The 24,187-nt window shown below is 62.0% G+C and carries 23 protein-coding genes; 13 read left to right on the top strand and 10 right to left on the bottom strand.

What is annotated here, in order from left to right:
* Window positions 1–30: 30 nt before the first annotated feature.
* The 3 genes from ACORLH_RS20380 to ACORLH_RS20370 form a co-directional block, all read right to left on the bottom strand.
* Window positions 31–1,782, bottom strand: a complete 1,752-nt coding sequence (locus ACORLH_RS20380; RefSeq protein ID WP_321830177.1) for a SulP family inorganic anion transporter — start codon at window positions 1,780–1,782, stop codon at window positions 31–33.
* Between the two features lie 125 nt (window positions 1,783–1,907).
* A complete protein-coding gene (locus tag ACORLH_RS20375) occupies window positions 1,908–2,393 on the bottom strand; it encodes a YybH family protein (protein ID WP_321830176.1) in 486 nt (161 codons plus the stop codon).
* Window positions 2,394–2,455: 62 nt separating this feature from the next.
* Window positions 2,456–3,295 carry an RNA polymerase sigma factor gene (locus tag ACORLH_RS20370; RefSeq protein ID WP_321830174.1) on the bottom strand — a complete coding sequence of 280 codons (840 nt, stop codon included), beginning with the start codon at window positions 3,293–3,295 and terminating at the stop codon, window positions 2,456–2,458.
* A gap of 150 nt (window positions 3,296–3,445) precedes the next feature.
* Between ACORLH_RS20370 and smpB the strand changes: the two genes are divergently transcribed.
* From smpB to ACORLH_RS20350, 4 genes are all read left to right on the top strand, one after another.
* Window positions 3,446–3,925: an SsrA-binding protein SmpB gene (gene smpB / locus ACORLH_RS20365; protein ID WP_321830173.1), complete on the top strand. Its 480-nt coding sequence runs from the start codon at window positions 3,446–3,448 to the stop codon at window positions 3,923–3,925.
* 227 nt (window positions 3,926–4,152) lie between these two features.
* A complete protein-coding gene (sseA, locus tag ACORLH_RS20360; protein ID WP_321830172.1) occupies window positions 4,153–5,010 on the top strand; it encodes a 3-mercaptopyruvate sulfurtransferase in 858 nt (285 codons plus the stop codon).
* A gap of 4 nt (window positions 5,011–5,014) precedes the next feature.
* Entirely contained in the window at window positions 5,015–6,199 is a 1,185-nt protein-coding gene (locus ACORLH_RS20355) for an amino acid aminotransferase (protein ID WP_321830171.1), read from the top strand.
* A gap of 173 nt (window positions 6,200–6,372) precedes the next feature.
* Window positions 6,373–7,254, top strand: coding sequence for an acyl-CoA thioesterase II (locus ACORLH_RS20350; protein ID WP_321830170.1), 882 nt, complete (start codon window positions 6,373–6,375; stop codon window positions 7,252–7,254).
* Between the two features lie 8 nt (window positions 7,255–7,262).
* On the opposite strand, the gene ACORLH_RS20345 is transcribed toward ACORLH_RS20350, so the two are convergent.
* From ACORLH_RS20345 to ACORLH_RS20335, 3 genes are all read right to left on the bottom strand, one after another.
* Window positions 7,263–7,949: a YafY family protein gene (locus ACORLH_RS20345; RefSeq protein WP_321830169.1), complete on the bottom strand. Its 687-nt coding sequence runs from the start codon at window positions 7,947–7,949 to the stop codon at window positions 7,263–7,265.
* Complete coding sequence (locus ACORLH_RS20340; RefSeq protein WP_321830168.1) at window positions 7,949–8,341, bottom strand: VOC family protein; 393 nt, start codon at window positions 8,339–8,341, stop codon at window positions 7,949–7,951. The genes ACORLH_RS20345 and ACORLH_RS20340 overlap by 1 nt, the downstream gene beginning before the upstream one ends.
* 85 nt (window positions 8,342–8,426) lie before the next feature.
* Window positions 8,427–9,020, bottom strand: coding sequence for a DUF1285 domain-containing protein (locus ACORLH_RS20335; protein ID WP_420719778.1), 594 nt, complete (start codon window positions 9,018–9,020; stop codon window positions 8,427–8,429).
* Between the two features lie 68 nt (window positions 9,021–9,088).
* Here ACORLH_RS20335 and ACORLH_RS20330 point away from each other — a divergent pair, with 68 nt between their 5' ends.
* From ACORLH_RS20330 to ACORLH_RS20315, 4 genes are read left to right on the top strand one after another with little or no spacing between them, the layout of a single operon-like run.
* Entirely contained in the window at window positions 9,089–10,096 is a 1,008-nt protein-coding gene (locus ACORLH_RS20330; protein WP_321830165.1) for a MoxR family ATPase, read from the top strand.
* A complete protein-coding gene (locus ACORLH_RS20325; RefSeq protein ID WP_321830164.1) occupies window positions 10,093–10,968 on the top strand; it encodes a DUF58 domain-containing protein in 876 nt (291 codons plus the stop codon). The genes ACORLH_RS20330 and ACORLH_RS20325 overlap by 4 nt, the downstream gene beginning before the upstream one ends.
* On the top strand, window positions 10,968–13,736 hold the full coding sequence (locus tag ACORLH_RS20320) for a DUF4159 domain-containing protein (RefSeq protein WP_321830163.1): 2,769 nt from the start codon (window positions 10,968–10,970) through the stop codon (window positions 13,734–13,736). The genes ACORLH_RS20325 and ACORLH_RS20320 overlap by 1 nt, the downstream gene beginning before the upstream one ends.
* Complete coding sequence (locus ACORLH_RS20315; RefSeq protein WP_321830162.1) at window positions 13,733–15,781, top strand: hypothetical protein; 2,049 nt, start codon at window positions 13,733–13,735, stop codon at window positions 15,779–15,781. The genes ACORLH_RS20320 and ACORLH_RS20315 overlap by 4 nt, the downstream gene beginning before the upstream one ends.
* Before the next feature lie 2 nt (window positions 15,782–15,783).
* Here ACORLH_RS20315 and ACORLH_RS20310 read toward each other — a convergent pair whose 3' ends face one another.
* The 3 genes from ACORLH_RS20310 to ACORLH_RS20300 all read right to left on the bottom strand — a co-directional run bounded on the left by ACORLH_RS20310 (window position 15,784) and on the right by ACORLH_RS20300 (window position 17,390).
* Window positions 15,784–16,152, bottom strand: a complete 369-nt coding sequence (locus ACORLH_RS20310; protein ID WP_321830161.1) for a hypothetical protein — start codon at window positions 16,150–16,152, stop codon at window positions 15,784–15,786.
* 80 nt (window positions 16,153–16,232) lie between these two features.
* A complete protein-coding gene (locus ACORLH_RS20305) occupies window positions 16,233–16,964 on the bottom strand; it encodes a DUF599 domain-containing protein (protein WP_321830160.1) in 732 nt (243 codons plus the stop codon).
* A 15-nt stretch (window positions 16,965–16,979) separates the two neighbouring features.
* Complete coding sequence (locus ACORLH_RS20300; protein WP_321830159.1) at window positions 16,980–17,390, bottom strand: CopD family protein; 411 nt, start codon at window positions 17,388–17,390, stop codon at window positions 16,980–16,982.
* 118 nt (window positions 17,391–17,508) lie between these two features.
* On the opposite strand from ACORLH_RS20300, the gene ACORLH_RS20295 reads away from it, so the two are divergent.
* From ACORLH_RS20295 to ACORLH_RS20275, 5 genes are all read left to right on the top strand, one after another.
* Window positions 17,509–18,948: an FAD-linked oxidase C-terminal domain-containing protein gene (locus ACORLH_RS20295; protein WP_321830158.1), complete on the top strand. Its 1,440-nt coding sequence runs from the start codon at window positions 17,509–17,511 to the stop codon at window positions 18,946–18,948.
* Between the two features lie 101 nt (window positions 18,949–19,049).
* Window positions 19,050–20,171 (top strand): FAD-binding protein, encoded by a 1,122-nt coding sequence (locus ACORLH_RS20290; RefSeq protein WP_321830157.1) that lies wholly within the window; start codon window positions 19,050–19,052, stop codon window positions 20,169–20,171.
* A gap of 3 nt (window positions 20,172–20,174) precedes the next feature.
* A complete protein-coding gene (gene glcF / locus ACORLH_RS20285) occupies window positions 20,175–21,500 on the top strand; it encodes a glycolate oxidase subunit GlcF (RefSeq protein ID WP_321830156.1) in 1,326 nt (441 codons plus the stop codon).
* Between the two features lie 159 nt (window positions 21,501–21,659).
* On the top strand, window positions 21,660–22,460 hold the full coding sequence (locus tag ACORLH_RS20280; protein WP_420719834.1) for a trypsin-like serine peptidase: 801 nt from the start codon (window positions 21,660–21,662) through the stop codon (window positions 22,458–22,460).
* A gap of 122 nt (window positions 22,461–22,582) precedes the next feature.
* Window positions 22,583–23,053 (top strand): Hsp20 family protein, encoded by a 471-nt coding sequence (locus tag ACORLH_RS20275; protein ID WP_321830155.1) that lies wholly within the window; start codon window positions 22,583–22,585, stop codon window positions 23,051–23,053.
* A gap of 93 nt (window positions 23,054–23,146) precedes the next feature.
* Here the strand turns inward: ACORLH_RS20275 and ACORLH_RS20270 are convergent, their stop codons facing one another.
* On the bottom strand, window positions 23,147–24,115 hold the full coding sequence (locus ACORLH_RS20270) for an NAD(P)-dependent alcohol dehydrogenase (RefSeq protein WP_321830154.1): 969 nt from the start codon (window positions 24,113–24,115) through the stop codon (window positions 23,147–23,149).
* Between the last annotated feature and the right edge of the window lie 72 nt (window positions 24,116–24,187).

Below are 24,187 nucleotides of genomic sequence, written 5' to 3'. Positions count from 1 at the left end.
TAGGTGCAAGGGGCGCAGAGGTCGCGCCGCTTACTTCGCGGCCTTGGCGCAGTCCCCGGTCAGGGCGCAGACCGCCTCATAATGCGACAAAAAGACAGTTCCTGTCATTTCGTCGCGGAAGTGACTGCGTTGCAGCCGGTCCATCACCGGGCCTTTGACCTCAGACAGGTGCAGCTTGATGCCAACATCGCTCAGGCGGTGGTTGATCTCTTCCAGGCTTTCCAGCGCGGACATATCGATCTCATTCACCGCAGAACACAGCAGCACCACATGTTTGATCGGCTCATCACAGGCGATGCGATCATAGACGTAATCCTCCAGAAACCGCGCATTGGCGAAATAGAGGCTTTCATCGATTCGCAGAGTCACCAGCTCCGGGTGGGTTTCCACCTCATGGCGCAGGATATTGCGGAAGTGCTGGGTGCCGGGCACCAGCCCCACCTCGGCCACATGCGGGCGCGAGGTTTTGTAGAGGAACAGGAAGATCGACAGCGCCACCCCGGCTGAGACCCCTATCTCCACCCCCATGCCGAGGGTCAGGAAGATCGTCGCGGCCACGGCGGTGAAATCGATTTTGGAATAGGTCCAGGCTTTGCTCAGGATTGAGAAATCCACCAGGCTGAGCACCGCAACGATAATGGTGGCGGCCAAAGTTGCCTTCGGCAGGAAGAACAGCAGCGGCGTCAGCAGCAGCGCGGCCAGCAGGATCCCAACAGCCGTAAAAGCCCCCGCTGCCGGTGTTTCGGCCCCAGCGTCGAAGTTCACCACCGACCGGGCGAAGCCGCCAGTGACCGGGTAGCCCCCTGAAATCGCTGAGGCGATGTTCGATGCACCCAGACCGATCAATTCCTGATCGGGAACAATGCGTTGGCGTTTCTTGGCGGCCAGGGTTTGCGCCACGGAGACCGACTCAACAAACCCGATGACCGAGATCAGCAAGGCCGAGACAAACAGCGATCCCCAAATCTCGGCGCTGAACGATGGCGCGCTGAGCGGTGGCAGGCCCATTGGGACCTCGCCCACGATCTTGACTCCTTTAGCTTCCAGGTCAAAACCCCAGGTGACCAATGTGGTGACCACCACGGCCAGCACCGGGCCCGCTTTGGTCAAAACGTCCGCCAGTCGTGGTTTCAGTCCCAGGCCCTGCAGCATGGTTTTCATGCCCTTGCGCACCCAAAAAAGGAAACCAACGGTCAAACCGCCAATCAACAGGGTGATCGGATTGGTCAGATGTTGGTTTTCAAACAGCGATCCCAGCAGCTCGATCATCGTGTGACCATGGGCATCGATGCCAAAGATATGTTTCAGCTGCGATGTGGCGATCAGCACACCCGAAGCGGTGACAAACCCCGCAATCACCGGATGGCTGAGGAAATTGGCCAGAAACCCAAGGCGGAAGATCCCCATCACCAAGAGCATCACGCCGGACATGAAGGCCAGTGTAATGGCCGCCAGCGCATATTCCGCGGTGCCTTGTAGCGCCAGATTGCCCACCGCTGCGGCGGTCATCAGCGACACGACGGCCACCGGCCCCACGGCCAGCGCACGGCTGGTGCCGAAGATCGCATAAGCGACCAGCGGCAGGATTGATGCATAAAGCCCCATCTCAGGCGGCAGGCCCGCCAGCAAGGCATAGGCCAGCGATTGTGGGATCAGCATGATTGTCACAATCACCGCCGCCACCAGATCGCTGGTCAGCGTGTCGCGATTGTAGTCCTTGGCCCAGGTCAAAACGGGTAGATTGCGCCGGAGCGTTTCAGAGATCGGCGTCGAAAGCGGCATTGGGGTCATCCTGTACGTGTTAAGGATGCTTATATATTCAAAAAGAGGAATAAGTGAAGAGGTAAATTTGAAATGTTGCTTTTCTTGAGGGGAGGGGCGGGCCGCAAGGGCCCGCCCGCAGAGGTTTATCGCTGCATCAGGTGGGCGCCGTGCGGATTGTCGATCACCATGCGCCAGCTGCCGTCACCCTGTTGGCGCAAAACCGCAACCGACAGTCCGGATTGCTGGATCTCTTGCCCGTCCGGGGTTTGACCCACCATAGACCAGGGCGCGATATGCAGGGCGATGTCACCGGCGCGGATGACCTCATGACCTGAGTAGGTGAACTCCGGGTTCACCTGTGCAAATCCTTCAAAGGCGGCGCGGGCCATGGCGGCATCGCTGATGGGCTGGCCGGGCTCAAAGGCAATTGCGGCCTCAGGCTCATAGCTTTGCATCACCCGGTCCATGTTTCCGGCCTCAAAGGCGCTGGTCATGGCTTCAATGGCGGTGAGGATGGCTTGGTCTTGCATGGAAATCTCTCCTTCTGCGGATAGGGTTTGAGGCAGGCTGGCCAGGGGCAGCGCGATTGAAAGCGCGCAGGCCTTCAGCCACGTCGGGACGTGTTTCATCAGGATCTCCTGTTCTGATGGTTGGGAATTTTGTGGTTAGCCGTTGGGCTTAACCGGTCGTGTTAGCTGGGCGGCGGCGTTCCCGCATGGGTTTCGACCATGCGTAGGATGGCGCGGGCGTAATCCACCGGCGCCTCCTTCGGGGCGGCGCCCTGTTGTAATTTGCCAGCGACCAGATCAGCGCTGGTCTGACGGGCCATCTGCACTGCCGCCTCATAGCCCTGCGCACCCGCCAACAGGGGATCGGGCTGATCCCCCAACCGGCCCATGGCCTGAGCGGCCGGCAGGCGCCGGGGGCAGGAACAGGCGGCACCAGCGCGGGCAACGCCACAGCTGCGGGCGGTGAAATCGGTGACTTTGGCGCGGGCCCGGCTCAGGCGCTGACGGTAATTGGCAGGGGTGATCTCCAGCGCATCCGCGGCCTCTGACTGTGACAGTTCCAGAATATCGCCCAGCACATAGGCGGCGCGATGGTCGCGGTCGAGGCACAGGAGCATCGCCATGGTGCAGCGCAGCCGCAGCTCATTCAGCATCACATGATCTTCTGGTGCGGCCTGTGCCGGATCCGCCAGACCATCCAGCAGATCTGCCTCAAACATCTCAAAACGCAGGCCGGGATCGCGGGCCAGCACCTTACGGGCGGTCAGCAGGTAATTGGTGGCGATCCGGTAGACCCAGGTCGAAAACCGCGCCTCCCCCCGAAAGGTCGAAAGCTTGGTAACCACCCGGATCAGGATTTCCTGCGTCGCGTCCTGGACCAGGGCCGGATCCGCCAGCATGCGCAGGGCCAGATGATGCACCCTGTCCTGCACCGCACGCACCAGCGCCTCAAGCGCCTGTGCCTCACCGGCCTGCGCTGCGGCGATCACAGCGGGGGGAATCTGTTTGCTCTCTTTGGCCATCTCTGCGCCCTCATCTCAATGACTGATATAAGGTTAGACCGCGCGCTGTGCCGAGGTGTGAAAGATTTTCTTGAAAAAATTTCGTCGGGTGCCGATCTGAGGAGAGGCCGCAGCATGGACAGTGGCCCCTAAGCGCAGTAGGACAGCCTCATGGCACAGAAGAAAAACGCAGATCCGAACTACAAAGTGGTGGCCGAAAACCGGCGCGCCCGCTTTGACTATGCGATCGAGGATGACATCGAATGCGGTATCATCCTGCAAGGGTCCGAGGTGAAATCCCTGCGTGAAAACTCAGCCAATATCGCCGAAAGCTACGCCTCGGTCGAAGACGGTGAGCTGTGGTTGATCAACGGCTACATCGCCCCTTATGAGCAGGCCAAGACCTGGGGCCATGAAGAGCGCCGCCGCCGCAAGCTGCTGGTCAACAAGAAAGAGCTGGCCCGGATGTGGAACGACACCCAGCGTAAGGGCATGACGCTGGTGCCGATAGTGCTCTACTTCAACCACAAAGGTCTGGCCAAGCTGAAGATCGGCATCGCCAAAGGTAAGAAGCTGCACGACAAACGCGCCACCGAAGCCAAACGCGACTGGGGCCGCCAGAAACAGCGTCTGCTGCGCCACGGCGAGTAAGGGGCAATGGCGGCAAGGGGGCGCTGCCCCCTTCTTGGCTGAGGCCAATTCAACCCCCGGAGTATTTTTTGAAACGTTGAAAGCGCCTTTCAATGATCCTTAAATACTCAAATTCCCTCGTTTAGATCCGCGTTTCGGTCTGAGCCTGGGGCGCAGGCTGCGCGGCCCTCTTGCCTCTATCGCCCTTGTTCTGTAGGTCGGTTGTGAACTGATCGAGGGGGGTAGTGATGGCCTATGATGATCCGAAGACGCTGGTCTCAACCGAATGGTTGGCCGCGCATCTGAAAGATCCCGATCTGCGTATTCTGGATGCCAGCTGGTATATGCCGGCTGAGGCGCGGGATGCGAAGGCGGAGTTCGATAAGGCGCATATCCCGAACGCCCGTTTTTTTGATATTGATGATGTCAGCGATCACCGCTCGGATCTGCCGCATATGGCGCCGCCGGTGGAAAAGTTCATGTCCCGGCTGCGCGCCATGGGGGTCGGTGATGGCCATCAGGTGGTTGTCTATGACGGCTCAGGCATCTTTTCGGCAGCGCGGGTCTGGTGGCTGTTCAAGCTGATGGGGCAGGACAATATCGCGGTTCTGGACGGCGGCCTGCCCAAGTGGCAGTCCGAAGGCCGCCCGGTCAGTGATGAGGAGCCGGTGATCCGGGATCGCCATATGACCGTGCGCCGACGCGCCGAAATGGTGAAGGACGTGACGCAGGTCAGCTCGGCCGCGAAGCTGGGCGATTATGAGATCGTAGATGCCCGCGCCCCGGAACGGTTCCGCGGCGATGTGCCGGAGCCGCGTGAAGGTCTGCGCGCGGGCCATATTCCCGGTTCCAAAAACGTGTTTTTCAAATCGCTGCTCAATGGCGATCAGACCATGAAATCCCCGGCCGAGGTCACTGCGATCTTTGCGGCTGCGGGCGTTGACCTTTCAAAACCCGTGATCACCAGCTGTGGCTCTGGCGTGACCGCCGCAGTGCTGAGCCTGGCACTGGAAGCCACGGGCAAGACCGATCATTCGCTTTATGACGGATCCTGGACGGAATGGGGGGCCTTCCCCACCGTCCCCGTCGCCACTGGAGAAGCCTGAGACCATGTTCAGCAATCTGAAACAACAACCCGCCGACAAAATCCTGGCCCTGATGCAGGCCTATCGCGAAGATCCGCGTGACACCAAGATCGATCTTGGTGTTGGGGTCTATAAAAACGCCGAAGGGGTGACCCCGGTTATGCGCGCGGTGAAGGCTGCGGAAAAGCAACTGTGGGAACAGCAGGACAGCAAAAGCTACGTTGGTCTGGCCGGCGATCCCGGTTTTTCTGATGCAATGATCGATCTGGTTCTGGGCGACAGCGTTGCGCGTGACACCATCGCCGCGGCGGCGACCCCCGGTGGCACTGGCGCCTGCCGTCAGGCGTTTGAGATGATCCGTTGGGCCAATCCTGAGGCGCGTGTTTTCGTATCGAACCCGACCTGGCCGAACCACATCTCGATCCTGAAGTTCCTGAACATTCAGACCGTGGAATACCGCTATTTCGACAATGACACCCGTGGGGTGGATTTCGAAGGCATGCTGGCGGATCTGAAACAGGCCAAGAAAGGCGACGTGGTTCTACTGCATGGCTGCTGCCACAACCCGACCGGCGCCAACCTGAACCTGGCCCAGTGGAAAGAGGTTGTTGCGGTTCTCCTGGAAACCGGCGCGATCCCGATGATCGACATTGCCTATCAGGGCTTTGGCGATGGTCTGGACGAAGATGCGCAGGCGACACGTCTGGTGGCCTCCTCGGTGCCGGAATGCCTGATCGCGGCCAGCTGCTCGAAAAACTTCGGGGTTTACCGTGAGCGGACCGGTATCCTGATGGCGATTGCTGCGGACAAAGGCCTGAAGGGTCTGACCCAGGGCTCGCTCAACTTCCTCAACCGTCAGAACTATTCCTTCCCGCCGGATCACGGCGCCCGTGTTGTCACCATGATCCTGCAGGATCCGGCGCTGCGCGCGGATTGGGCGGCTGAGCTGGAAGAGGTGCGCCTGTCGATGCTGGGCCTGCGTGAGCAGCTGGCGGGTGAATTGCAGCGCCTGTCGGGCTCGGACCGTTTTGGCTTCCTGGCGCAGCACCGTGGCATGTTCTCACGCCTTGGCACCACGCCTGAGCTGGTTGAGGTCATGCGCAAGGAACACGCCATCTACATGGTGGGCGATTCGCGGATGAACATTGCCGGTCTCAACAAAACCTCGGTGCCTATCCTGGCCAAGGCGATCATCGACGCCGGCGTCTAAGCCACTGAGGTGACAAAGATGACGAGGGCGCCCAGGTGGCGCCCTTCGTTGTTTCTGGGGGCGGGCCAGAACCGCATGCCGCTTGGATGTGCCGTTATGTTGCGGCTTGCGGTGGCTTGTAAAATCGCATCGAATGGGGACTTCCCGGCAGAGGCACACCAAAGGCGATCCCCATGAGCACCTCCCCTTCTGACATCACCCGCTATTTGCACGATCTGTTGCAGGTTGAAGCGGTCGAAGACAATTTCTTCCGCGGTATGGCCACCCCCAAGGGGCGCGGCCGCAGTTTTGGTGGACAGGTGATCGGGCAGGCGCTGATGTCTGCGATCAAAACCGTGGGGGACGACCGTCCAGTGCATTCGCTGCACGCCTATTTCATGCGCCCCGGGGATGCCACCAAACCGGTGCTCTACCGGGTGGAGCGGGACCGCGACGGGCGCAGCTTTGCCACCCGTCGGGTGGTGGCGGTGCAGTCTGGCAAGCCGATCCTGAACCTTGCGGCCTCCTTCCATGTGAAAGAGGAGGGGCTGTTCCAGCAGTCCACCATGCCCGATGTGCCCGCCCCGGAAGAGTTGGAAAATGAGGTGCAGCTGGGCGAACGTTTCGCCGACCAATTGCCTGAGGCCTATCTGGCCTGGTTGAAATCACCGCGCCCGATTGAGTTGCGGCCGGTTGGATTGCGCCCGCCCTTCACCCGTGAGGCGCAAGGCCCGATGCAGCATATCTGGATGCGCATTCGTGGCGATCTGGGGCATACCGTGGCGATGCATCGTGCGGCGCTGTCTTATGTGTCGGACTTTGGCCTGTTGGGCACCTCGGTTCTGCCCTGGGCCAAGGCCTTCATCGATCCGGATATGCAATTTGCCAGCCTCGATCACGCGGTCTGGTTCCATGACGATTTCCGCATGGATGAGTGGCAGCTTTATTCGATGGACAGCCCCTGGACCGGTGGCGCGCGTGGCTTTAACCGTGGTCAGATCTTCAGCCGTGACGGTCGTCTGGTGGCCAGCACCGCACAGGAAGGTCTGGTGCGGGAGGTCACGCCGAAAGGGTAACGGACGGCTCAGTCATCCCAGCAGGCATCGCGGCGGTAAAAATCGCGCAGCGTCTGGCCCGGGCGGGATTTGAACCGGTCGCCTTCCTGCAGGGTCTGAATGCGGTCAATGCGGAACATCCGGAAGTCCTGTCGCAGCTCACACCATGAAACCAGCGTCCAGACCTTGCCCCAGAACCACAGACCCAGCGGGCGCACCACGCGCTGGCTGGGACGCTGGTCTTCGTCTGCATAGGCCATATGCAGCAACAGCTGGGCGTTGACGGCGGCCTCAATCTGATCGATGCGATTGCGCAGCTCTGGCGTCATTTCCTCAGCGTTGATGGCATGGACCTGCACCGCCTCGGACCGGGCGCGGGCCGTGTCGGGCAGAACGGCGTTGATCTTGACCAGCGCTTCTTCGGCGCTGGCAGCCATTTTGGCGCCACCAAAGGCGCGCAGCAGCCGGGCGCCCGCCACCAGTGCCACAATTTCGTCTGAGGTGAACATCAGCGGCGGCAGGTCGTAGCCGTCCCGCATCAGGTAGCCGACGCCTGCCTCACCTTCAATCGGCACGCCTGAGCCGATCAGATCGGCCACGTCGCGGTAAATCGTCCGCGGCGTGACCTCCAGCTTTTCGGCCAATTGCGCAGCCGTGACCAACCGCCCGCCGCGCAGGTATTGCACGATCTGAAATAGGCGGTCGGCGCGGCGCATCAGGCGGTGACCTCAAACAGGCCGATGGAGTTGCCATCAAGATCCTGCGCGTAGTGGAACCGGCCCACGGGCAGCGGCACGGGGCCACCGATCAAGGTGCCGCCTGCTTCGGTCACGCGCACGGTTGCCTCTTCCAACGTGTCGGGGATCTGCAGGTGCACGGTCGGGCCCTGACCATCCTTGGCCGGTGTGCCGGGATACAGGTGGCCGCCGGTGCCGTTCATATCGTTGTTGAAAAACGAAATGGGGTTCGGGCCGTTGGTGTCGACCGTCATTTTGTAATCAAAGACCTTGGCGTAAAATTCCATTGCCTTCTCCAAATCGGTGACCGGGATTTCCGCCCAGACAAGAACGGGACGCGCGGTTTCAGGGAGGGTTTCTGCAGCCGTCATGGGAATCTCCTTTGTTCAATGACGGCGTCTTAATGGCACAGCCCTGCTGACAGCCTTCTGTCAGGAGCCTGTCAGCGTCGGTGATTTAGTCTTCCAGTTCGTCGGAGGGGATCACCGGGAAAAACTGCCCGGAGGACCATAGGCCAAACCAACTGCTGCCCTCATGATCTTCGTGCGCGCCGATGTCCACCAACCGGTAGAAGCTTTTGCGGTCGATCAGCGCTTCGAGGTTGCTGCGCACCAGCACATATGGCGATGGCTCACCCGTGTCGGGATCGCGCACCACCCTGATCGGGGTCTCCGCCCCGGCGGTCATTTCATCGCCAAGGTTGGTGACAAAGTGCAGCTTTTGTTCGGCACCTGTGCCTGTCACGGTAAAATCGACCGCTACAAAAGGGGCGTCATCGACGGTGATGCCAACCTTCTCCACCGGGGTGACCAGAAAGTATTTATCATCGTCTTTGCGCAGGATGGTGGAAAACAGCCGCACCAGTTCCGGCCGTCCGATTGGGGTGCCCAGATAGAACCATGTGCCATCCCGGGCGATCCGCATGTCCAGATCGCCACAGAACTCAGGGTTCCACAGATGTACCGGCGGCAGGCCTTTGCCCTTTGCGGCGGCTTTGGCCGCTTTGGCGATGCCATCGGCCGAGGGAATCTCACGCATTTGTTCGCTCATAACTTTTGCCATTTGAATTTGCTGCGATAGAGTTAAGTCAAAGATAGGGCCGAGAGTGGAGTTTGACCATGAGTGACGCAACCGACCTGGTGGTCGAAATCGAAGCGGTCGAGGAAAAACTGGCAAAAGCCAAGCAATCGATCACCCGGCGTTTCATCGGGCAGGAACAGGTGGTGGACCTGACGCTATCTGCCTTGCTGTGCGGTGGCCATGCGCTGCTGATTGGCCTGCCGGGGTTGGGAAAAACCCGTTTGGTTGACACGCTTAGCACGGTGATGGGGCTGAACGGCAATCGCATCCAGTTCACGCCGGACCTGATGCCAGCCGATATTCTGGGGTCGGAGGTGCTGGACACCGAAGGGGACGGCAGGCGGGCGTTCCGCTTTGTGCCGGGGCCGATTTTTTGCCAATTGCTGATGGCGGATGAGATCAACCGCGCCTCGCCACGGACCCAGTCGGCCTTGCTGCAGGCCATGCAGGAACGGCATGTGACCGTTGCGGGTGAGGATCGGCCGCTGTCACCACCGTTCCACGTGCTGGCCACCCAGAACCCTATTGAACAAGAGGGCACCTATCCGCTGCCCGAGGCGCAGCTGGACCGATTCCTGGTTCAGATCGATGTGCATTATCCAGACCGCGCAACAGAACGTGACATTCTGCTGGCGACCACCGGTGTCGAGGAAGAAGAGGCGCATGAGGTTTTAACCGCCGAGGAGCTGATCCGCGCCCAAACCCTGCTGCGGCAGATGCCCGTGGGGGACAGCGTGGTGGAGGCGATCCTTGATCTGGTGCGGGCGTTCCGGCCCGAAGATGACAGTGCCGATGCGCGGGTGCGCGAAACCGTGGCCTGGGGTCCGGGGCCGCGTGCGGCGCAGGCGCTCATGCTGACAGTGCGGGCGCGCGCGATGTTGCAGGGGCGTTTGGCCCCCTCCATCGAAGATGTAGCAGCGATGGCGCAGCCGGTGCTAAGCCACCGGATGGCGCTGAACTTTGCCGCCCGGGCGCGTGGCGATAGCCTGGCCGATCTGATCGAGGAAACCGTTGCCCGGATCATGCGGGTTGAGGCCGCCGCGTGAGTCCAGAGGCATCCCTCAGGGCGCGCGCCGAGGCGCAGGCCGCCAGCCTGCCGCCCCTGCTGGCGCGGGCTGAACATCTGGCCGGAACCGTGCTGCTGGGCGAACATGGCCGCCGTCGCGCGGGCATGGGGGATGATTTCTGGCAGTACCGTCCGGTGCAGACCGGTGACAGCCGCCGGATGATTGACTGGCGCCGCTCGGCGCGGGGGGATGCGCAGTTTGTGCGCGAACGTGAATGGCAGATCGCGCAGAGTGTGATCCTCTGGGTGGATCAATCGGCCTCAATGCAGTTTTCATCCGATAGATCACTGCCCAGCAAGCTGGAGCGCGCGCGTGTTCTGGCACTGGCAACGGCGATCCTGCTGATCCGTGGCGGCGAACGTGTGGGCCTGACTGGCACGCTGTTGCCACCGCGCCGGGGCAACAATCAGATCCTGCGTCTGGCCGAGTTTTTCAGCACCGAAAGCGCAGAGGATTACGGTGTGCCAGAGGCCCGCGCGATGCTGCCGCAGGCCCGGGGCCTGTTTGTTTCAGATTTCATGGGGGATCTGACACCGCTGCGTGAGGCGCTGACCAAAGCCGCAGATCGCGGTGTGCGCGGCGTGTTGTTGCAGGTGCTGGACCCCAGTGAGGAATCCTTTCCTTTCCGCGGGCGCACCATTTTTGAAAGCATGGGGGGCAGCCTGCGCCATGAAACGCTGAAAGCGGGTGAACTGCGGGATCGCTACCTGCGTCGGCTGGCGCAGCGCAAGGATGAGTTGGGTCAATTGGCATTGCGGACAGGCTGGCAATATCACTGTCATCACAGCAATGACGCCGCGCAGATGGCGCTGATGTGGCTGTGGCAGGCGATCAACCGGGGGACCGCGTGATGTTCGCCGCCCTGTCGCACATCGGATTTGCCACCCCCTGGCTGCTTTGGGCGCTGGCTGTGTTGCCGGTTCTGTGGATACTGTTGCGCGCCGTGCCGCCTGCACCGATCCGGCGCCGCTTCCCGGGGGTGATCCTGCTCTTGGGGTTGAGCGACGAAGACACCGTCAGTGACAAGACACCGTGGTGGCTGATCCTGTTGCGCATGCTGGCTGCGGCGGCGGTGATCATCGGCCTTGCCGGGCCGATCCTGAACCCGGACACGGCTGAGCAACAGGGCGATGCGCCGCTGGTGGTTATTTTTGACGGCAGCTGGGCAGGCGCCGAAGGATGGCCGCGCCGGATGGAATTGGCGGGGCAATTGCTGCGTGAGGCTGGGCGTGAGGGCCGTGTGGCAGCTGTTTTGTCGATAAGCGATCCGCGCCCGGTCAGTTTTCAGCCCGCAGATGTGATCGCCAGCCAGTTGGAGGGGGTTGAGCCCCGCGCCTGGGGGCCTAGTGCCGAAACCCTGTCACGTGCTGTGACGATGCTGTCCGCCGTGGAAGGCGGGTTTGAAACCCTGTGGATGTCAGATGGGCTGAGTTACCCCGGACGTGCGGCGATCCTGCAGATGGCGGAGGATCGCGGCCCGGTTACCGTGTTTGAAAGCGATAGTGCCGTGGTGGCGCTGCACCCGGCGCAATTTGCAGATGGTGAGATCCTGATCAGCGCCACCCGCAGCCGGTCCTCGCTGGCCTCAGACCATGTGGTGCGCGCCCATGGGCGGGATCCGGCGGGCGTCAGCCGGGTGCTGGCGACGGTGCCCCTGCAATTTGCAGCGGGGCAGGATGCGGCTGAAGTGCGCCTGTCCCTGCCGGCGGAACTGCGGGCGCGGGTCAGCCGGTTTGATCTGCAGGGCACCCGCAGCGCCGGTGCCGTGGTGCTGAGCGATGACAGCCTGCGTCGGCGCGAAGTGGCGCTGATCACCGGACGGCAGGATCGCGAAGGGCTGGAACTGCTTTCGCCGCTGCATTACCTGCATCAGGCCCTTGCCCCTAGCGCTGATCTGCTGGACGGCGCGATTGAGGAGGTCATTCCGGCAAACCCGGATGTGATCATTCTGGCAGATGTGGCGGATCTGACCCCGGTGGAGGAAAGCGCGCTGATCACCTGGGTTGAAGAGGGCGGGCTGCTGTTGCGCTTTGCCGGGCCGCGTCTGGCGGCCAGTGATTTGGCCCGCAGCGAAGAACACCCGCTGCTGCCGGTGCGCTTGCGTTCAGGCGGGCGCACGGTTGGCGGCGCGATGAGCTGGGGCGCGCCCAAGGCATTGGCCCCCTTTAAGGAAGAAAGCCCGTTTTACGGCCTGCCCGTGCCAGAGGAAGTGGCGATTTCAGCGCAGGTGGTGGCGCAGCCGGACCCAACGCTGGCCGAACGTGTGATCGCAGAGCTGAGCGACGGCACCCCGCTGGTGACGCGCAAACCATTGGGGCAGGGGCGGGTTGTGCTGGTGCATGTCTCAGCCAATGCGGAATGGTCGTCTTTGCCGCTGTCGGGGCTGTTTGTGCAGATGCTGGACCGTTTGGCAGTCTCTTCGGTCACCGGGCAGCCGGAGGCGGCGGATCTGGCCGGCACCACCTGGCAGCCGCAGCGGGTGCTGGATGGCTTTGGCCGGTTGCGCGACGCAGGCACCTTGCCGGGCATCGCCGGGGAGGATCTGGTCGAGGCGCCTTTGGGGCCGCAGGTGCATCCCGGTCTTTATCAAGGGCCGACACGCACGCTGGCGCGCAATGTGATGCAGCCCGATCAACAGATCGTGGCGGCTGAATGGCCCTCCTCCGTCCGGGTTGAGGGGCTGGAACGGGCCGAGCCGCTGATGCTGGCGGGCTATCTGTTGGCCTTGGCTTTGGTCCTGTTGCTGCTGGATGTGATTGCGGCCTTGGCCCTGTCAGGGCGGCTGGCCCTTCGGCCAAGCAAGGCGGCGGTCCTGCTTCTGTTGGCCTTACCACTGGCCCAACCACAGCCTGCCCAGGCCGATGATTCCTTTGCACTGCGGGCCACGGCCGAACTGGCTTTGGGCTATATCCGCACAGGTGACACTGGCGTCGATCAAGTGTCCGAGGCTGGGTTGCGCGGCCTCAGCGAAACCCTGTTTTTCCGCACCTCGGTGGAGCCTGCTGAGCCCATCGGCGTGGATCTGGAACGCGATGAGCTGGCGCTGTTCCCCTTCCTCTACTGGCCCATCACCGAGGCGCAGCCGATCCCTTCGGTGGAGGCCTATGCGCGGCTGAACCGCTACCTGCGGTCTGGTGGCATGATCCTGTTTGACACCCGGGATGCTGATGTGGCGGGTTTTGGCACCTCCAGCCCCAATGGGCGCAAGCTGCGCCGGTTGGCGGAACCACTGGATATCCCCGCGTTGGAGCCGCTGCCGGTTGACCACGTGCTGACCCGCACCTTCTACCTGCTGCAGGACTTCCCCGGCCGCCATATGGGGCGTGACATCTGGGTTGAGGCCGCACCGGCGGACGCTGAACAGGTTGAGGGCATGCCGTTTCGCAACCTGAACGATGGCGTCACCCCGGTGGTGATCGGCGGCAATGACTGGGCCGCGGCCTGGGCGATGGATGCCCGCGGCAATGCGATGTTCCCGATCGGGCGCGGGTTTTCCGGCGAACGCCAGCGCGAACTGGCCTATCGCTTTGGCGTCAATCTGGTCATGCATGTGCTGACCGGGAACTACAAATCGGATCAGGTGCACGTGCCTGCGCTGCTGGACAGGTTGGGACAATGACGGCTGAGATCACATTTGACCCGCTTCTGTCGCTGACGCTGATTGCTGTTTTGGCAGCGGTGGTTCTGGGCGCAGCGGTGCTGGCCTGGGCGCGCGGGCTGTCTGGCTGGGCGCTGCGGCTTCTGGCCGGGTTGGTTGTGCTGGCAGCCTTGGCCGGGCCGTCGCTGCGGCAGGAACAGCGCGCGACGCTCTCGGATATTGTGCTGATGCTGGTGGATCAGTCTGCCAGTCAGACCCTGGCGGCGCGGGCACAACAAACGCAAGCCGCTGCAGATGCGCTTGAGGCGGCGCTGACCGCCCGCCCGAACACTGAGGTGCGTCGCATCACCGTAGGCGACGGCGCCGACAACAGCGGTACCCAACTGCTGAGCGCCCTGAACGCCGCCCTGGCGGAGGAGCCGCGCGCCCGAATCGCCGGTGTCTTTGCCCTGAGCGATGGCCGTGTGCATGACCTGGATCAGGTGCCCGATCTGCCTGCGCCGATGCATCTGCTGCAAAGCGGGGTCGAGGGCGACTGGGATCGCCGCCTGATCGTCGAAAACGCCCCGGCCTTTGCGATTCTGGGTGAACCTGTTGTTTTGTCCCTGCGGGTGGAGGATCAGGGCAACCCACCGCCCGGCATCGGGTTGGTGGAGCTGTCGCTGTCCGTCGATGGGGAGGCACCGTTCGTAACGGCGGTGCCGCTGGGGCAGACCTTTGAGGTGCCGATCACCCTCAGCCATGGTGGGCGCAACGTGATCCAGTTCGCCGTGCCCGAAGCGGCGGGGGAACTGACCGCGCGCAACAACGCCGCCATCGTGCAGATCAACGGCGTGCGGGACCGCCTGCGGGTCCTGCTGGTCAGCGGTGAGCCGCATCCGGGTGGGCGCACCTGGCGCAACCTTTTGAAATCGGACAGCTCGGTTGATCTGGTGCATTTCACCATTCTGCGTCCGCCTGAAAAACAGGATGGCGTGCCGGTGGCGGAACTGTCGCTGATTGCCTTTCCCACGCGTGAGCTGTTTCTGGAAAAGATCGATGATTTCGATCTGATCATCTTTGATCGCTATAAACGGCGCGGCATTCTGCCATCGATTTATCTGGAAAATGTCCGGCGCTATGTCAGTGATGGCGGCGCGGTGCTGGTCGCGGCGGGGCCGGATTTTGCCAGCGCGGATTCGCTTTATCGTTCCCCGCTTGGCACCATTCTGCCGGGGCGTCCCACGGCGCGTGTCATTGATGAGGGCTACCAGCCAGAGGTTACCGATCTTGGGCAGCGCCATCCCGTCACCGCGGGGCTGCAGGCGCCAGATGGTCCGGATTGGGGGCGCTGGATGCGGCAGGTGCAACTGGTGCCGGAGGCCGGATCGGTTGTGATGTCAGGCGTTGATGATGAGCCGCTGTTGATCCTTGACCGGGTGGGCGAGGGGCGGATTGCGCTCTTGGCTTCGGATCAGGCCTGGCTGTGGGATCGCGGCTTTGAGGGCGGTGGGCCGCAGTTGGAACTGCTGCGCCGTCTGGCCCATTGGATGATGAAAGAACCTGAGCTGGAGGAGGAAACCCTGTCCGCCAGCGCGGTTGGTCAGGAAATGCGGATCCTGCGCCGCACCTTGGGCGAAGAGGTTGGGCCGCTCAGCATCACGACCCCTGCCGGGGAGGTGGTGGATGTAGAGATGCTGCAAACCGGACCGGGGTCTTATGAGGCCACCTTTGAGGGGCCGGAGATAGGGCTTTACCGTCTTAATCAGGACGACGTCGAGGCGGTGATTGGCCTTGGCCCCGCCGCCCCACGTGAGTTTGAAGAAACCATTGCCAGTGCGACGCCTCTGGCCCCGTTGATGGCCGAAGCACGCGGTGGTGTGTGGCTGATGGAGGAGGGCACCCCCCGTTTGCGCGATGTGCGGCCGGGCCGTCCCGCGGCGGGGCGTGGTTGGCTGGGGCTGACCCCGCGCGAAGCGACGGAAACGCTGGCGGTAACCCGTCTGCCGCTGATGCCGCCCTGGCTGGTAATGCTTTTGGTTCTGGGGCTGACCCTGGCCGCCTGGCTGCGGGAAGGCCGGCGCTGATCCTAGTGGCTGAGGGGGACGGCGACCTGATCGCCGTGCCAGCCATCGGTTGAACAGCGGGCGCGGATATAGATCACCTCTGTCCCATCGGGCACCATGACCGAGCGCAGCGAGCGCGTGAAAGGCTGTTCGTCCACATGCGGATGCATCAGTTTGCGCAGACCCAGACGTTTGCCATTGGCATCCAGTATCTCCCAACCATCAGCATAATGATCCCAGCCCGTGTCATTGTGGCGGATGGTGACATCGATGCGCCACCCCATGCCAGAGCGTTCAGCGCTGACGCTGACGATTTCTGGCGCGTCGGCCAGGGTGGCGGTGGCGCTGCAGATCAGCAGCGCGGCGGTCACGGAACGAAGGAAACAGGTCATGTGCAGTAGTGTATCAGCCCGGGTGGCATTCATGGGTCACGATGGCGTGTGAGATATGTCAGCCCCGCCTCTGGATTTACTCAGGATTTGCGGTGGCCGATGTCATCGGTCAGCGCCATCAATGCTTCGCGGGACCGCGAGGCAAAATCGCGCCGCCACAGCACGCCAAAGGTGATGCAGGTGGCCAGGATCAGCCCGATGGGTCCGATCATCCAGACGGTGCTGGCCAGCGCGAAATAGATCGAGCGCAGTCCCTGATTGTAGCTGCGCGCGCCGGTGATGTTGATCTCGGCCGCCTTCATCGCCCGCGGGATCGAAACCGGATCATCCACCTCATTCGGCACTGCGCCCATCAGAACGGCACAGTAGCCAAACAGCCGGTGCGACCAGACAAATTTCAAAAACGCATTGGTCAGGAAAAACAGCACCACGATCAGTTTGGCTTCGAACACAAACTTAGGATCGCTGTTGAGCGACAGGTCATTGGCCACCCCAACCAGCTGTTCCGCATTGCCAATGGCCGCCAGAGCCGCCCCGATGGCCAGCATCGCGGCGGAGGCAAAAAATGATGTGCCCTGCCGCAGGGTCGAAAGGGTTTGCGCGTCAAAGATCCGAGGCTGCCGGGTCACCATCTGGCGCATCCATTCGCGCCGGTATTCCGCCATCAGAACGGAAACTGAGGGGCGTGATTTCGGCGGGTTTTGGATCAGCCAGCCGATCAGCATCCAGGCAAAGAATAGCAGCCCCAACGCGGCCAGATCCAACCAGTCAAACAGGCGGGCAATTTCAGCAGGGGTCAGGCTGGGGGGCATTGCGGCGGCTCCGGATCAGAACGGTTTGACCACCACCACCCAGAGGATGGCAATGGCACCGAAGACGCTGACTTCGTTGAAGATGCGCAGGAACATCTCACTTTCGCGAAAGACGCCCCGGCGCGCGGCGATGACCAGTTTGCCGGTCCAGATGTAATGGGCGGCGAGGGCACCGACGAGGGTCAGTTTCAGCCAGACCCATTCGGGAAAATCCAGATCCCATCCCAGCCACAGCCCGGTTCCCAGCGCGATCACGCCAAGCCCAGCTGAGAAACGGTAAAGCCGCACGGTCAAATCGCCCAGCGGGCCAAATTCCCCCAGCCGGTCATATTCCCGTTTCCAGTAAATCAGCGCGCGCGGTACCGCAAAGATGCTGGTCATCCAGCCCATTACGCAGAGGATATGTATGATCTTGACCCATTCCATGCCTCCTTCTGCCTGTTTTGTGGACACCTGCACAAGTGCGCCCCGGTCACATCTGCAAAAAGATTTGCAGCGGCAAAATTTTTGGTTATATAAACTTACCAATTCCAGGGAGGCGCTTATGGAAATGCCCAAACCCGACCCAGATGTGCTGGCTCTGAAGCCGGTATTGGTCAAAAAACTGCAAGAGGTTCTGCCGCAGGACGCGGTGATCCATGAAGAGGCCGAGACCCGCGCCTATGAATGTGACGCGCTGACGGCCTATCGCTGCCCACCGCTTGCCGCTGTTCTGCCGCGCAACACCGAAGAGGTCGCAGCGGTTCTGAAGATCTGCCACGACATGAATGTGCCTGTGGTGCCGCGCGGGGCGGGCACCTCACTGGCGGGGGGATCCCTGCCCACGGCGGATTCGGTGATCCTGGGTGTGGCGCGGATGAATGACGTGCTGGAAACCGATTACGACAACCGGTTCATCCGGGTGCAGACCGGCCGCACAAACCTCAGCGTGTCCGGCGCGGTGGAGGAAGAGGATTTCTTCTACGCGCCTGATCCCTCATCGCAGCTGGCCTGCGCAATCTCGGGCAATATCGCGATGAACTCGGGCGGGGCGCATTGCCTGAAATACGGCGTGACCACCAACAATCTGCTGGGCGTCACCATGGTGCTGATGGATGGCACTGTGGTGGAAATTGGCGGCGCGCATCTGGACAGCGGCGGGCTGGACCTGCTGGGGGTGATCTGTGGATCCGAAGGGCAGTTGGGTGTGGTGACCGAAGCCACCCTGCGCATCCTGCGCAAACCTGAAGGGGCGCGGCCTGTACTGATGGGCTTTGACAGCAATGAGGTGGCCGGCCAATGCGTCAGTGACATCATCAAGGCCGGCGTGCTGCCGGTGGCGATTGAGTTCATGGACCGCCCCTGTATCCGCGCCACAGAAGCCTTTGCCGGGGCAGGCTACCCGGATTGTGAGGCGCTTTTGATTGTTGAGGTCGAAGGCAGCGACGGCGAAATCACCGAACAGCTGGATAAGATCCTGGCCATCGCCCGGTCGCACAACCCGGTGGAGCTGCGCGAAAGCACCAGCGCCGATGAAAGCGCCCGCATCTGGCTGGGCCGGAAATCGGCCTTTGGCGCCATGGGGCAGATCAACGATTACATGTGCCTGGACGGCACGATCCCGGTGAACCAGCTGCCCTATGTGCTGCGCCGCATTGGCGAGATGAGCAAGGAATATGGCTTGGGCGTCGGCAATGTGTTCCACGCCGGCGACGGCAATATGCACCCGTTGATCCTGTTCAATGCCAACAAGCCAGGCGATCTGGAGAAATGCGAAGCCTTTGGCGCCGATATCCTGAAGCTCTGTGTGGAGGTGGGCGGGTGTCTGACCGGTGAACACGGTGTGGGCATCGAAAAACGGGACCTGATGATCGACCAGTTTGAACCACAGGACATGGAAGCACAGATGGCGGTGAAGGATGTGTTTGACCCGAAGTGGCTCTTGAACCCCGCCAAGGTTTTCCCGCTGGCGACCAGCGAAACCCGCCGGATCGCGGCAGAGTGACAGGGACAATCGGGGGTTTGCAGTGGTGAGAGGGGCGCTGCCCCTATGCGGTCATCTGGCGACGACCCCACTCACCCCGGAGTATTTTGGAAACAGTGAACATGAGACCTGAGACAGAGTCCGAACTGGCCGAGATCATCAAAAGCGCCGCTGCGCCGCTGTCCATTCGGGGTGGCAACACCCGGGGCATGGCGCCTGCGGGTGAGGTTTTGGAAACCGGCGGATTGTCGGGGGTGGAGATTTATGAGCCCGGCGCGCTGACGCTGGTGGTGAAGGCCGGCACCCCGGTGGCAGAGGTGGAGGCGATGCTGGCAGCCGAAGGCCAGCGCCTGCCGTTTGAGCCGATGGATCACCGCGCGCTGCTGGGCACCAATGGTGCGCCAACGATTGGGGGCGTTGCCGCGGCCAACGTATCAGGCCCGCGCCGGGTGCAGGTTGGGGCCTGTCGGGACACCATGCTGGGTGTGCGCTTTGTCGATGGTAATGGCGTGATCCTGAAAAACGGCGGCCGGGTGATGAAGAACGTCACCGGTTATGATCTGGTGAAGCTGATGGCCGGGTCTTACGGCACCCTGGGGGTGCTGACCGAGGTAAGCTTCAAGGTGTTGCCACAGCCTGATGCCGCAGCCTGTGTGCTGGTTGAGGGCCTGTCCGATGAGGGGGCAGTGCAGGCGATGTCTGCAGCTTTGGGCTCGCCCTTTGATGTCACGGGCGCGGCCCATGCGCCGGTTGGCGTGGATGGATCCCCGGTGACGATGATCCGGGTGGAAGGGTTTGAAGGCTCCGTCGCCTATCGCGCTGAGCAGTTGAAAACGCTGCTGGGTCAATATGGCGATGTGGCGGTTGAAACCGCGTCGGAGCGGCTGGTCGCGGGTTGGACATGGATCCGCGATGTCGAGGCCTTTGCCGGGCAGGAGGGCGATGTTTGGCGCCTTTCAGTCAAGCCCTCTGAAGGGCCCAAGGTGGCCGCGGCATTGGACGCCAAAGGGGTGATCTATGACTGGGGCGGCGGTCTGGTCTGGGCCTTGGTGCCCGCAGGGCGTGACATCCGGCCAGCGCTGTCGGGGATAGGGGGGCATGCCACCTTGGTGCGCGCCTCATCCGAGACCAAAGCGCGGGTGGCGATGTTGCAGCCTGAACCTGCCCCCGTGGCAGCGCTGAGCCGGGGCATCCGGCAGAAATACGATCCACGCGGGATCCTGAACGCAGGGCTGATGGGGTAAGATATGCAGACCACTTTTACCGAAAAACAGCTGCAGGATCCCGGCATCCAGCGGGCCAATGAAATCCTGCGCGCCTGTGTGCATTGCGGGTTCTGCACCGCGACCTGCCCGACCTATCAGGTACTGGGCGATGAGCTTGATAGCCCGCGCGGGCGGATCTATCAGATCAAGGATATGCTGGAAAACGAACGTGTGCCGGATGAGAAGACGGTCAAACACGTGGATCGCTGTCTGAGCTGTCTGGCCTGCATGACCACCTGCCCCTCGGGCGTGCATTACATGCATCTGGTGGATCATGCGCGCGAGTATATTGAGAACAACTATAAACGCCCCTTCACCGACCGTGCGCTGCGTTGGGTGCTGGCGCAGATCCTGCCCTATCCCATGCGCTTCCGTATGGCGTTGCTGGGGGCCAAGATCGGGCGGCCCTTTGCCCGGTTGATGCCGGATGCGCGGCTGCGGGCGATGCTGGAGATGGCGCCGAAGGTGATCCCGCCAGTCAGTCGCAATGATGATCCGCAGACGTTTGCCGCAGAACAGCCACGCAAGATGCGGGTGGCCCTGATGACCGGTTGCGCCCAAAAGGCGCTGAACACCGATATCAACGACGCCACCATCCGGCTGCTGAAACGCATGGGCTGTGACGTGGTGATCGCCGAGGGCGCAGGGTGCTGTGGCGCGCTGACCCATCACATGGGCAAGACAGCAGACAGCCATGCAACAGCGGCCAAGAACATCCGCGCCTGGGTCGCGGAGATGGATGGTGAAGGTCTGGACGCCATTGTCATCAACACCTCGGGCTGCGGCACCACGGTGAAGGATTACGGCCATATGTTCCGCAATGATCCCCTGGCCGCCGAAGCCAAACGGGTCTCAGGGATTGCGATGGATGTCTCTGAGGTTTTGATGAAGCTGGACCTGCCGGAGGGTGCGGACAAAGGCATGACCATCGCCTATCACGCCGCCTGTTCACTGCAGCATGGGCAGAAAATCAAAACCTATCCCAAGGACTTGCTGAAAAAGGCAGGCTTCACGGTGGTGGAACCTGCCGACAGTCACCTCTGCTGCGGCTCGGCCGGGACCTACAATCTGATGCAGCCTGAAATCTCGGGCCAGCTAAAACAGCGCAAGGTGCGGACGTTGGAGGCAAGGAACCCTGATGTCATCGCTGCAGGCAATATTGGCTGCATGATGCAGATCGGATCTGCCACCGAAGTGCCGATTGTGCACACGGTTGAGCTGTTGGATTGGGCCAATGGTGGCCCCAAACCGCCAGCCCTGTGTGACGGGGCAGAAAAGCGCCATACCGGCGTGCCGATCCTGAAGTGACGTCGGAAATGGGGCGCTTCACTGCCCCATTTTCGCCCTATGCCTTGGCTAAGAGGGTCGCAGAGAGAGGATTCTTGTATGCTGCGTTTCTTGGCTTCGGCGATCGAATTTGCCCTGACCCCGTTGGTTAAAAAGGCACCTTTGCTGGTGTTTGGCGTGATGCTGGCCGTTCCGATGGGGGCTGGGCAGCTGGCCGCGCAGGACAGTCGCTTGCGCCGTTTGGACACGGGCGAGGACAGCAAAGGCTGGGAAGCGGTTGGTCGTCTGGATCTGGCCGGACGCGGATTTTGCACCGGGGCGCTGATTGCGCCGGATCTGGTGCTGACCGCGGCCCATTGCCTGTTTGACCGCCACAGCGGCGCGCAGATCGATACCTCAAAGATTGAGTTTCAGGCTGGTATGCGCAACGGCCGGGCTGAGGCCTACCGCCAGGTGCGCCGGGTGGTGATGCATCCCTCCTACCGGTTCGAAGGGCCGGTGACCGCAGAACGGGTGCGCAACGATCTGGCTCTGCTGGAACTGGCGCATCCCATCCGCAATGGCGCGATTGAGCCCTTCCAAGTGATGCGCGACGCCGGCACCGGGGACCGGGTGGGCGTCGTGTCCTACGCACATGACCGGGCCGAAGCCCCGTCTGTGCAAGAGATCTGTTCGGTCATGGGGCAGCAGCAGGGGGTCTTTGTTCTGTCCTGCGATGTTGATTTCGGCTCCTCCGGGGCGCCGGTGTTTTCCATGTCTGGCGGTATCCCGCGGATCGTTTCGGTGATCTCGGCCAAGGCCGAGGCTGAGGGTGAGAAAGTGGCGCTGGGCAGCCAGCTCGATGCCTCGGTGGATCTGCTGCGCACGCAGTTGAAATCCGGGGTGGGTGTCACCCGTCCGACCGTCACCCGTGGCAATGCCGCAACCGAGAAAAACCGCGCAAATATCGGCGCGAAATTCGTTTCTGTCGGAGGGGGTTGAAACCCCGAAAAACGCTTCCCACATCTGATGCATCGGGGCGCCAATGATGGGCCTCGGACCCCCTGCCTGTCCATGATGGAAGGCAGTTAACACTGGTTTCGCTCAGATGGAGGATACCCATAATGCGTTCTTTTGACTTTGCCCCGCTCTACCGCGCCTCTGTTGGTTTTGACCAAATCGCCGACATGATGGACCGCGTCTTTACCAATGACGCGCCGCAGCCGAGCTACCCCCCCTATAACATCGAAAAAACCGACGAAAACGCCTATCGCATCTCGATAGCCGTGGCTGGTTTTTCCGAAAGTGACCTGACCGTAGAGGTCAAGGAAAACGCGCTGATCATCGCTGCCCGCAAGGGTGAAAAAGGCGACAAGGCCGCTCAGTACCTGCACCGTGGCATCGCCACCCGTGCCTTTGAGCGCCGCTTTACCCTGGCCGATCACGTGCGTGTCACCGGCGCCACCCATCAGGATGGTCTGCTGCATATCGAACTGACCCGCGAAGTGCCCGAAGCACTGAAGCCGCGCCGCATTGCCATCACCACCGGTGCTGCGTTTGAGAAGGATGTGGTTGATGCCAAAGCGGTGAACTAACCCCCTCCACACTCCTCCCCCCCGACGTTCCCCGTCGGATGGCCTGTCAGGGCCATGGGCAGAGCTTCGGCTCTGCCCTTCTTCGTTTGTGGGTCAGGCGATCCGCAGCAGCACCGCACCGTTGCGGCGGCGGCTTTCGACAAGACGGTAAGCGGATTGAATGTCGGCAAGGTCAAACCGGTGACCGATCACCGGACGGACCTGACCATCACGGACCATCCGCAGCAGGGTGTGCAGATCCTCCTGCTTGTCTTCATTCACCCCGATGATCAGGCGCGGGCCCTGCCGGAATTTATTGGCGATCATCTGGCCAAATTCGGCACAGCCAAAATTCAACGCCACGAAGCGACCGTCAGGTTTCAGCAGGCTGCGGCCTTTGGTGAAGGGCAGGAAGCCAGCAGGATCCAGAATGACGTCATAGTCACGTCCGGCGGCGCTTAGGTTTTGCTGGGTGTAGTCGATCACCCGGTCCGCGCCCAAGTGGCGCAGCTGCGCCAGCGACCCGGTGCTGCCCACAGCGGTGACCTTGGCCCCCAGCGCCTTGGCGATCTGTACCGCATAAAGGCCCACGCCGCCGCTGGCGCCGGGGATCAGGACCTCCTCACCCGGGTGTACCTTGGCGAAATCGCGCAGGAACACCAAAGCGGCCAACCCGCCGAAAGGCAGGGCGGCGGCCTCTTCATCGCTGAGGGTTTCCGGGGTTTTGACGATGCAGTTTGTGGCCTTGATGGTCAGGTATTCCGCGTGCGCCCCGTGGCCGGAAAAGCCAAAGACGCGATCGCCGGGGGCAAAATCGCTGACACCTTCACCGCAGGCCTCAACCCGGCCGGCAAACTCGCCCCCCAGCACCTGCTGGCGCGGGCGAAACAGCCCAAACATCAACCGGCCCAGCAGCCACAGGCCCCCTGGAAAGGCCGAGGCCCGCAACCGCCAATCGGCGGTGGTCACGCTGCTGGTGGTCAGTTTCACCAGGACCTCACCCCGGCGGGGGCTGGGTTTGGGGCGTTCAGCGGGCTGCACGTTTTCGGCGGGGCCGTAGTGGCGGTAGATCATCGCACGCATCGGAATGTCCTTGGTCAAATTTGGTTGCGCGCACCATAGGCGGGGGATCCAGGCCTGCGAATTGGCGAACTT

Source organism: Thalassovita sp. (assembly GCF_963691685.1).
GTDB lineage: Bacteria > Pseudomonadota > Alphaproteobacteria > Rhodobacterales > Rhodobacteraceae > Thalassobius.
Note: the sequence above shows the minus strand (reverse complement) of the source record. Positions and strands in the feature narration are given on the sequence as shown.

Excerpts from the sequence above, each read along its gene's own strand:
- ACORLH_RS20380 (WP_321830177.1), bottom strand. The coding sequence starts at position 1,782 with ATGCCGCTTTCGACGCCGATCTCTGAAACGCTCCGGCGCAATCTACCC.
- ACORLH_RS20375 (WP_321830176.1), bottom strand. The coding sequence starts at position 2,393 with ATGAAACACGTCCCGACGTGGCTGAAGGCCTGCGCGCTTTCAATCGCG.
- ACORLH_RS20370 (WP_321830174.1), bottom strand. The coding sequence starts at position 3,295 with ATGGCCAAAGAGAGCAAACAGATTCCCCCCGCTGTGATCGCCGCAGCG.
- smpB (WP_321830173.1), top strand. The coding sequence starts at position 3,446 with ATGGCACAGAAGAAAAACGCAGATCCGAACTACAAAGTGGTGGCCGAA.
- sseA (WP_321830172.1), top strand. The coding sequence starts at position 4,153 with ATGGCCTATGATGATCCGAAGACGCTGGTCTCAACCGAATGGTTGGCC.
- ACORLH_RS20355 (WP_321830171.1), top strand. The coding sequence starts at position 5,015 with ATGTTCAGCAATCTGAAACAACAACCCGCCGACAAAATCCTGGCCCTG.
- ACORLH_RS20350 (WP_321830170.1), top strand. The coding sequence starts at position 6,373 with ATGAGCACCTCCCCTTCTGACATCACCCGCTATTTGCACGATCTGTTG.
- ACORLH_RS20345 (WP_321830169.1), bottom strand. The coding sequence starts at position 7,949 with ATGCGCCGCGCCGACCGCCTATTTCAGATCGTGCAATACCTGCGCGGC.
- ACORLH_RS20340 (WP_321830168.1), bottom strand. The coding sequence starts at position 8,341 with ATGACGGCTGCAGAAACCCTCCCTGAAACCGCGCGTCCCGTTCTTGTC.
- ACORLH_RS20335 (WP_420719778.1), bottom strand. The coding sequence starts at position 9,020 with ATGAGCGAACAAATGCGTGAGATTCCCTCGGCCGATGGCATCGCCAAA.
- ACORLH_RS20330 (WP_321830165.1), top strand. The coding sequence starts at position 9,089 with ATGAGTGACGCAACCGACCTGGTGGTCGAAATCGAAGCGGTCGAGGAA.
- ACORLH_RS20320 (WP_321830163.1), top strand. The coding sequence starts at position 10,968 with ATGTTCGCCGCCCTGTCGCACATCGGATTTGCCACCCCCTGGCTGCTT.
- ACORLH_RS20315 (WP_321830162.1), top strand. The coding sequence starts at position 13,733 with ATGACGGCTGAGATCACATTTGACCCGCTTCTGTCGCTGACGCTGATT.
- ACORLH_RS20310 (WP_321830161.1), bottom strand. The coding sequence starts at position 16,152 with ATGACCTGTTTCCTTCGTTCCGTGACCGCCGCGCTGCTGATCTGCAGC.
- ACORLH_RS20305 (WP_321830160.1), bottom strand. The coding sequence starts at position 16,964 with ATGCCCCCCAGCCTGACCCCTGCTGAAATTGCCCGCCTGTTTGACTGG.
- ACORLH_RS20300 (WP_321830159.1), bottom strand. The coding sequence starts at position 17,390 with ATGGAATGGGTCAAGATCATACATATCCTCTGCGTAATGGGCTGGATG.
- ACORLH_RS20295 (WP_321830158.1), top strand. The coding sequence starts at position 17,509 with ATGGAAATGCCCAAACCCGACCCAGATGTGCTGGCTCTGAAGCCGGTA.
- ACORLH_RS20290 (WP_321830157.1), top strand. The coding sequence starts at position 19,050 with ATGAGACCTGAGACAGAGTCCGAACTGGCCGAGATCATCAAAAGCGCC.
- glcF (WP_321830156.1), top strand. The coding sequence starts at position 20,175 with ATGCAGACCACTTTTACCGAAAAACAGCTGCAGGATCCCGGCATCCAG.
- ACORLH_RS20280 (WP_420719834.1), top strand. The coding sequence starts at position 21,660 with ATGCTGGCCGTTCCGATGGGGGCTGGGCAGCTGGCCGCGCAGGACAGT.
- ACORLH_RS20275 (WP_321830155.1), top strand. The coding sequence starts at position 22,583 with ATGCGTTCTTTTGACTTTGCCCCGCTCTACCGCGCCTCTGTTGGTTTT.
- ACORLH_RS20270 (WP_321830154.1), bottom strand. The coding sequence starts at position 24,115 with ATGCGTGCGATGATCTACCGCCACTACGGCCCCGCCGAAAACGTGCAG.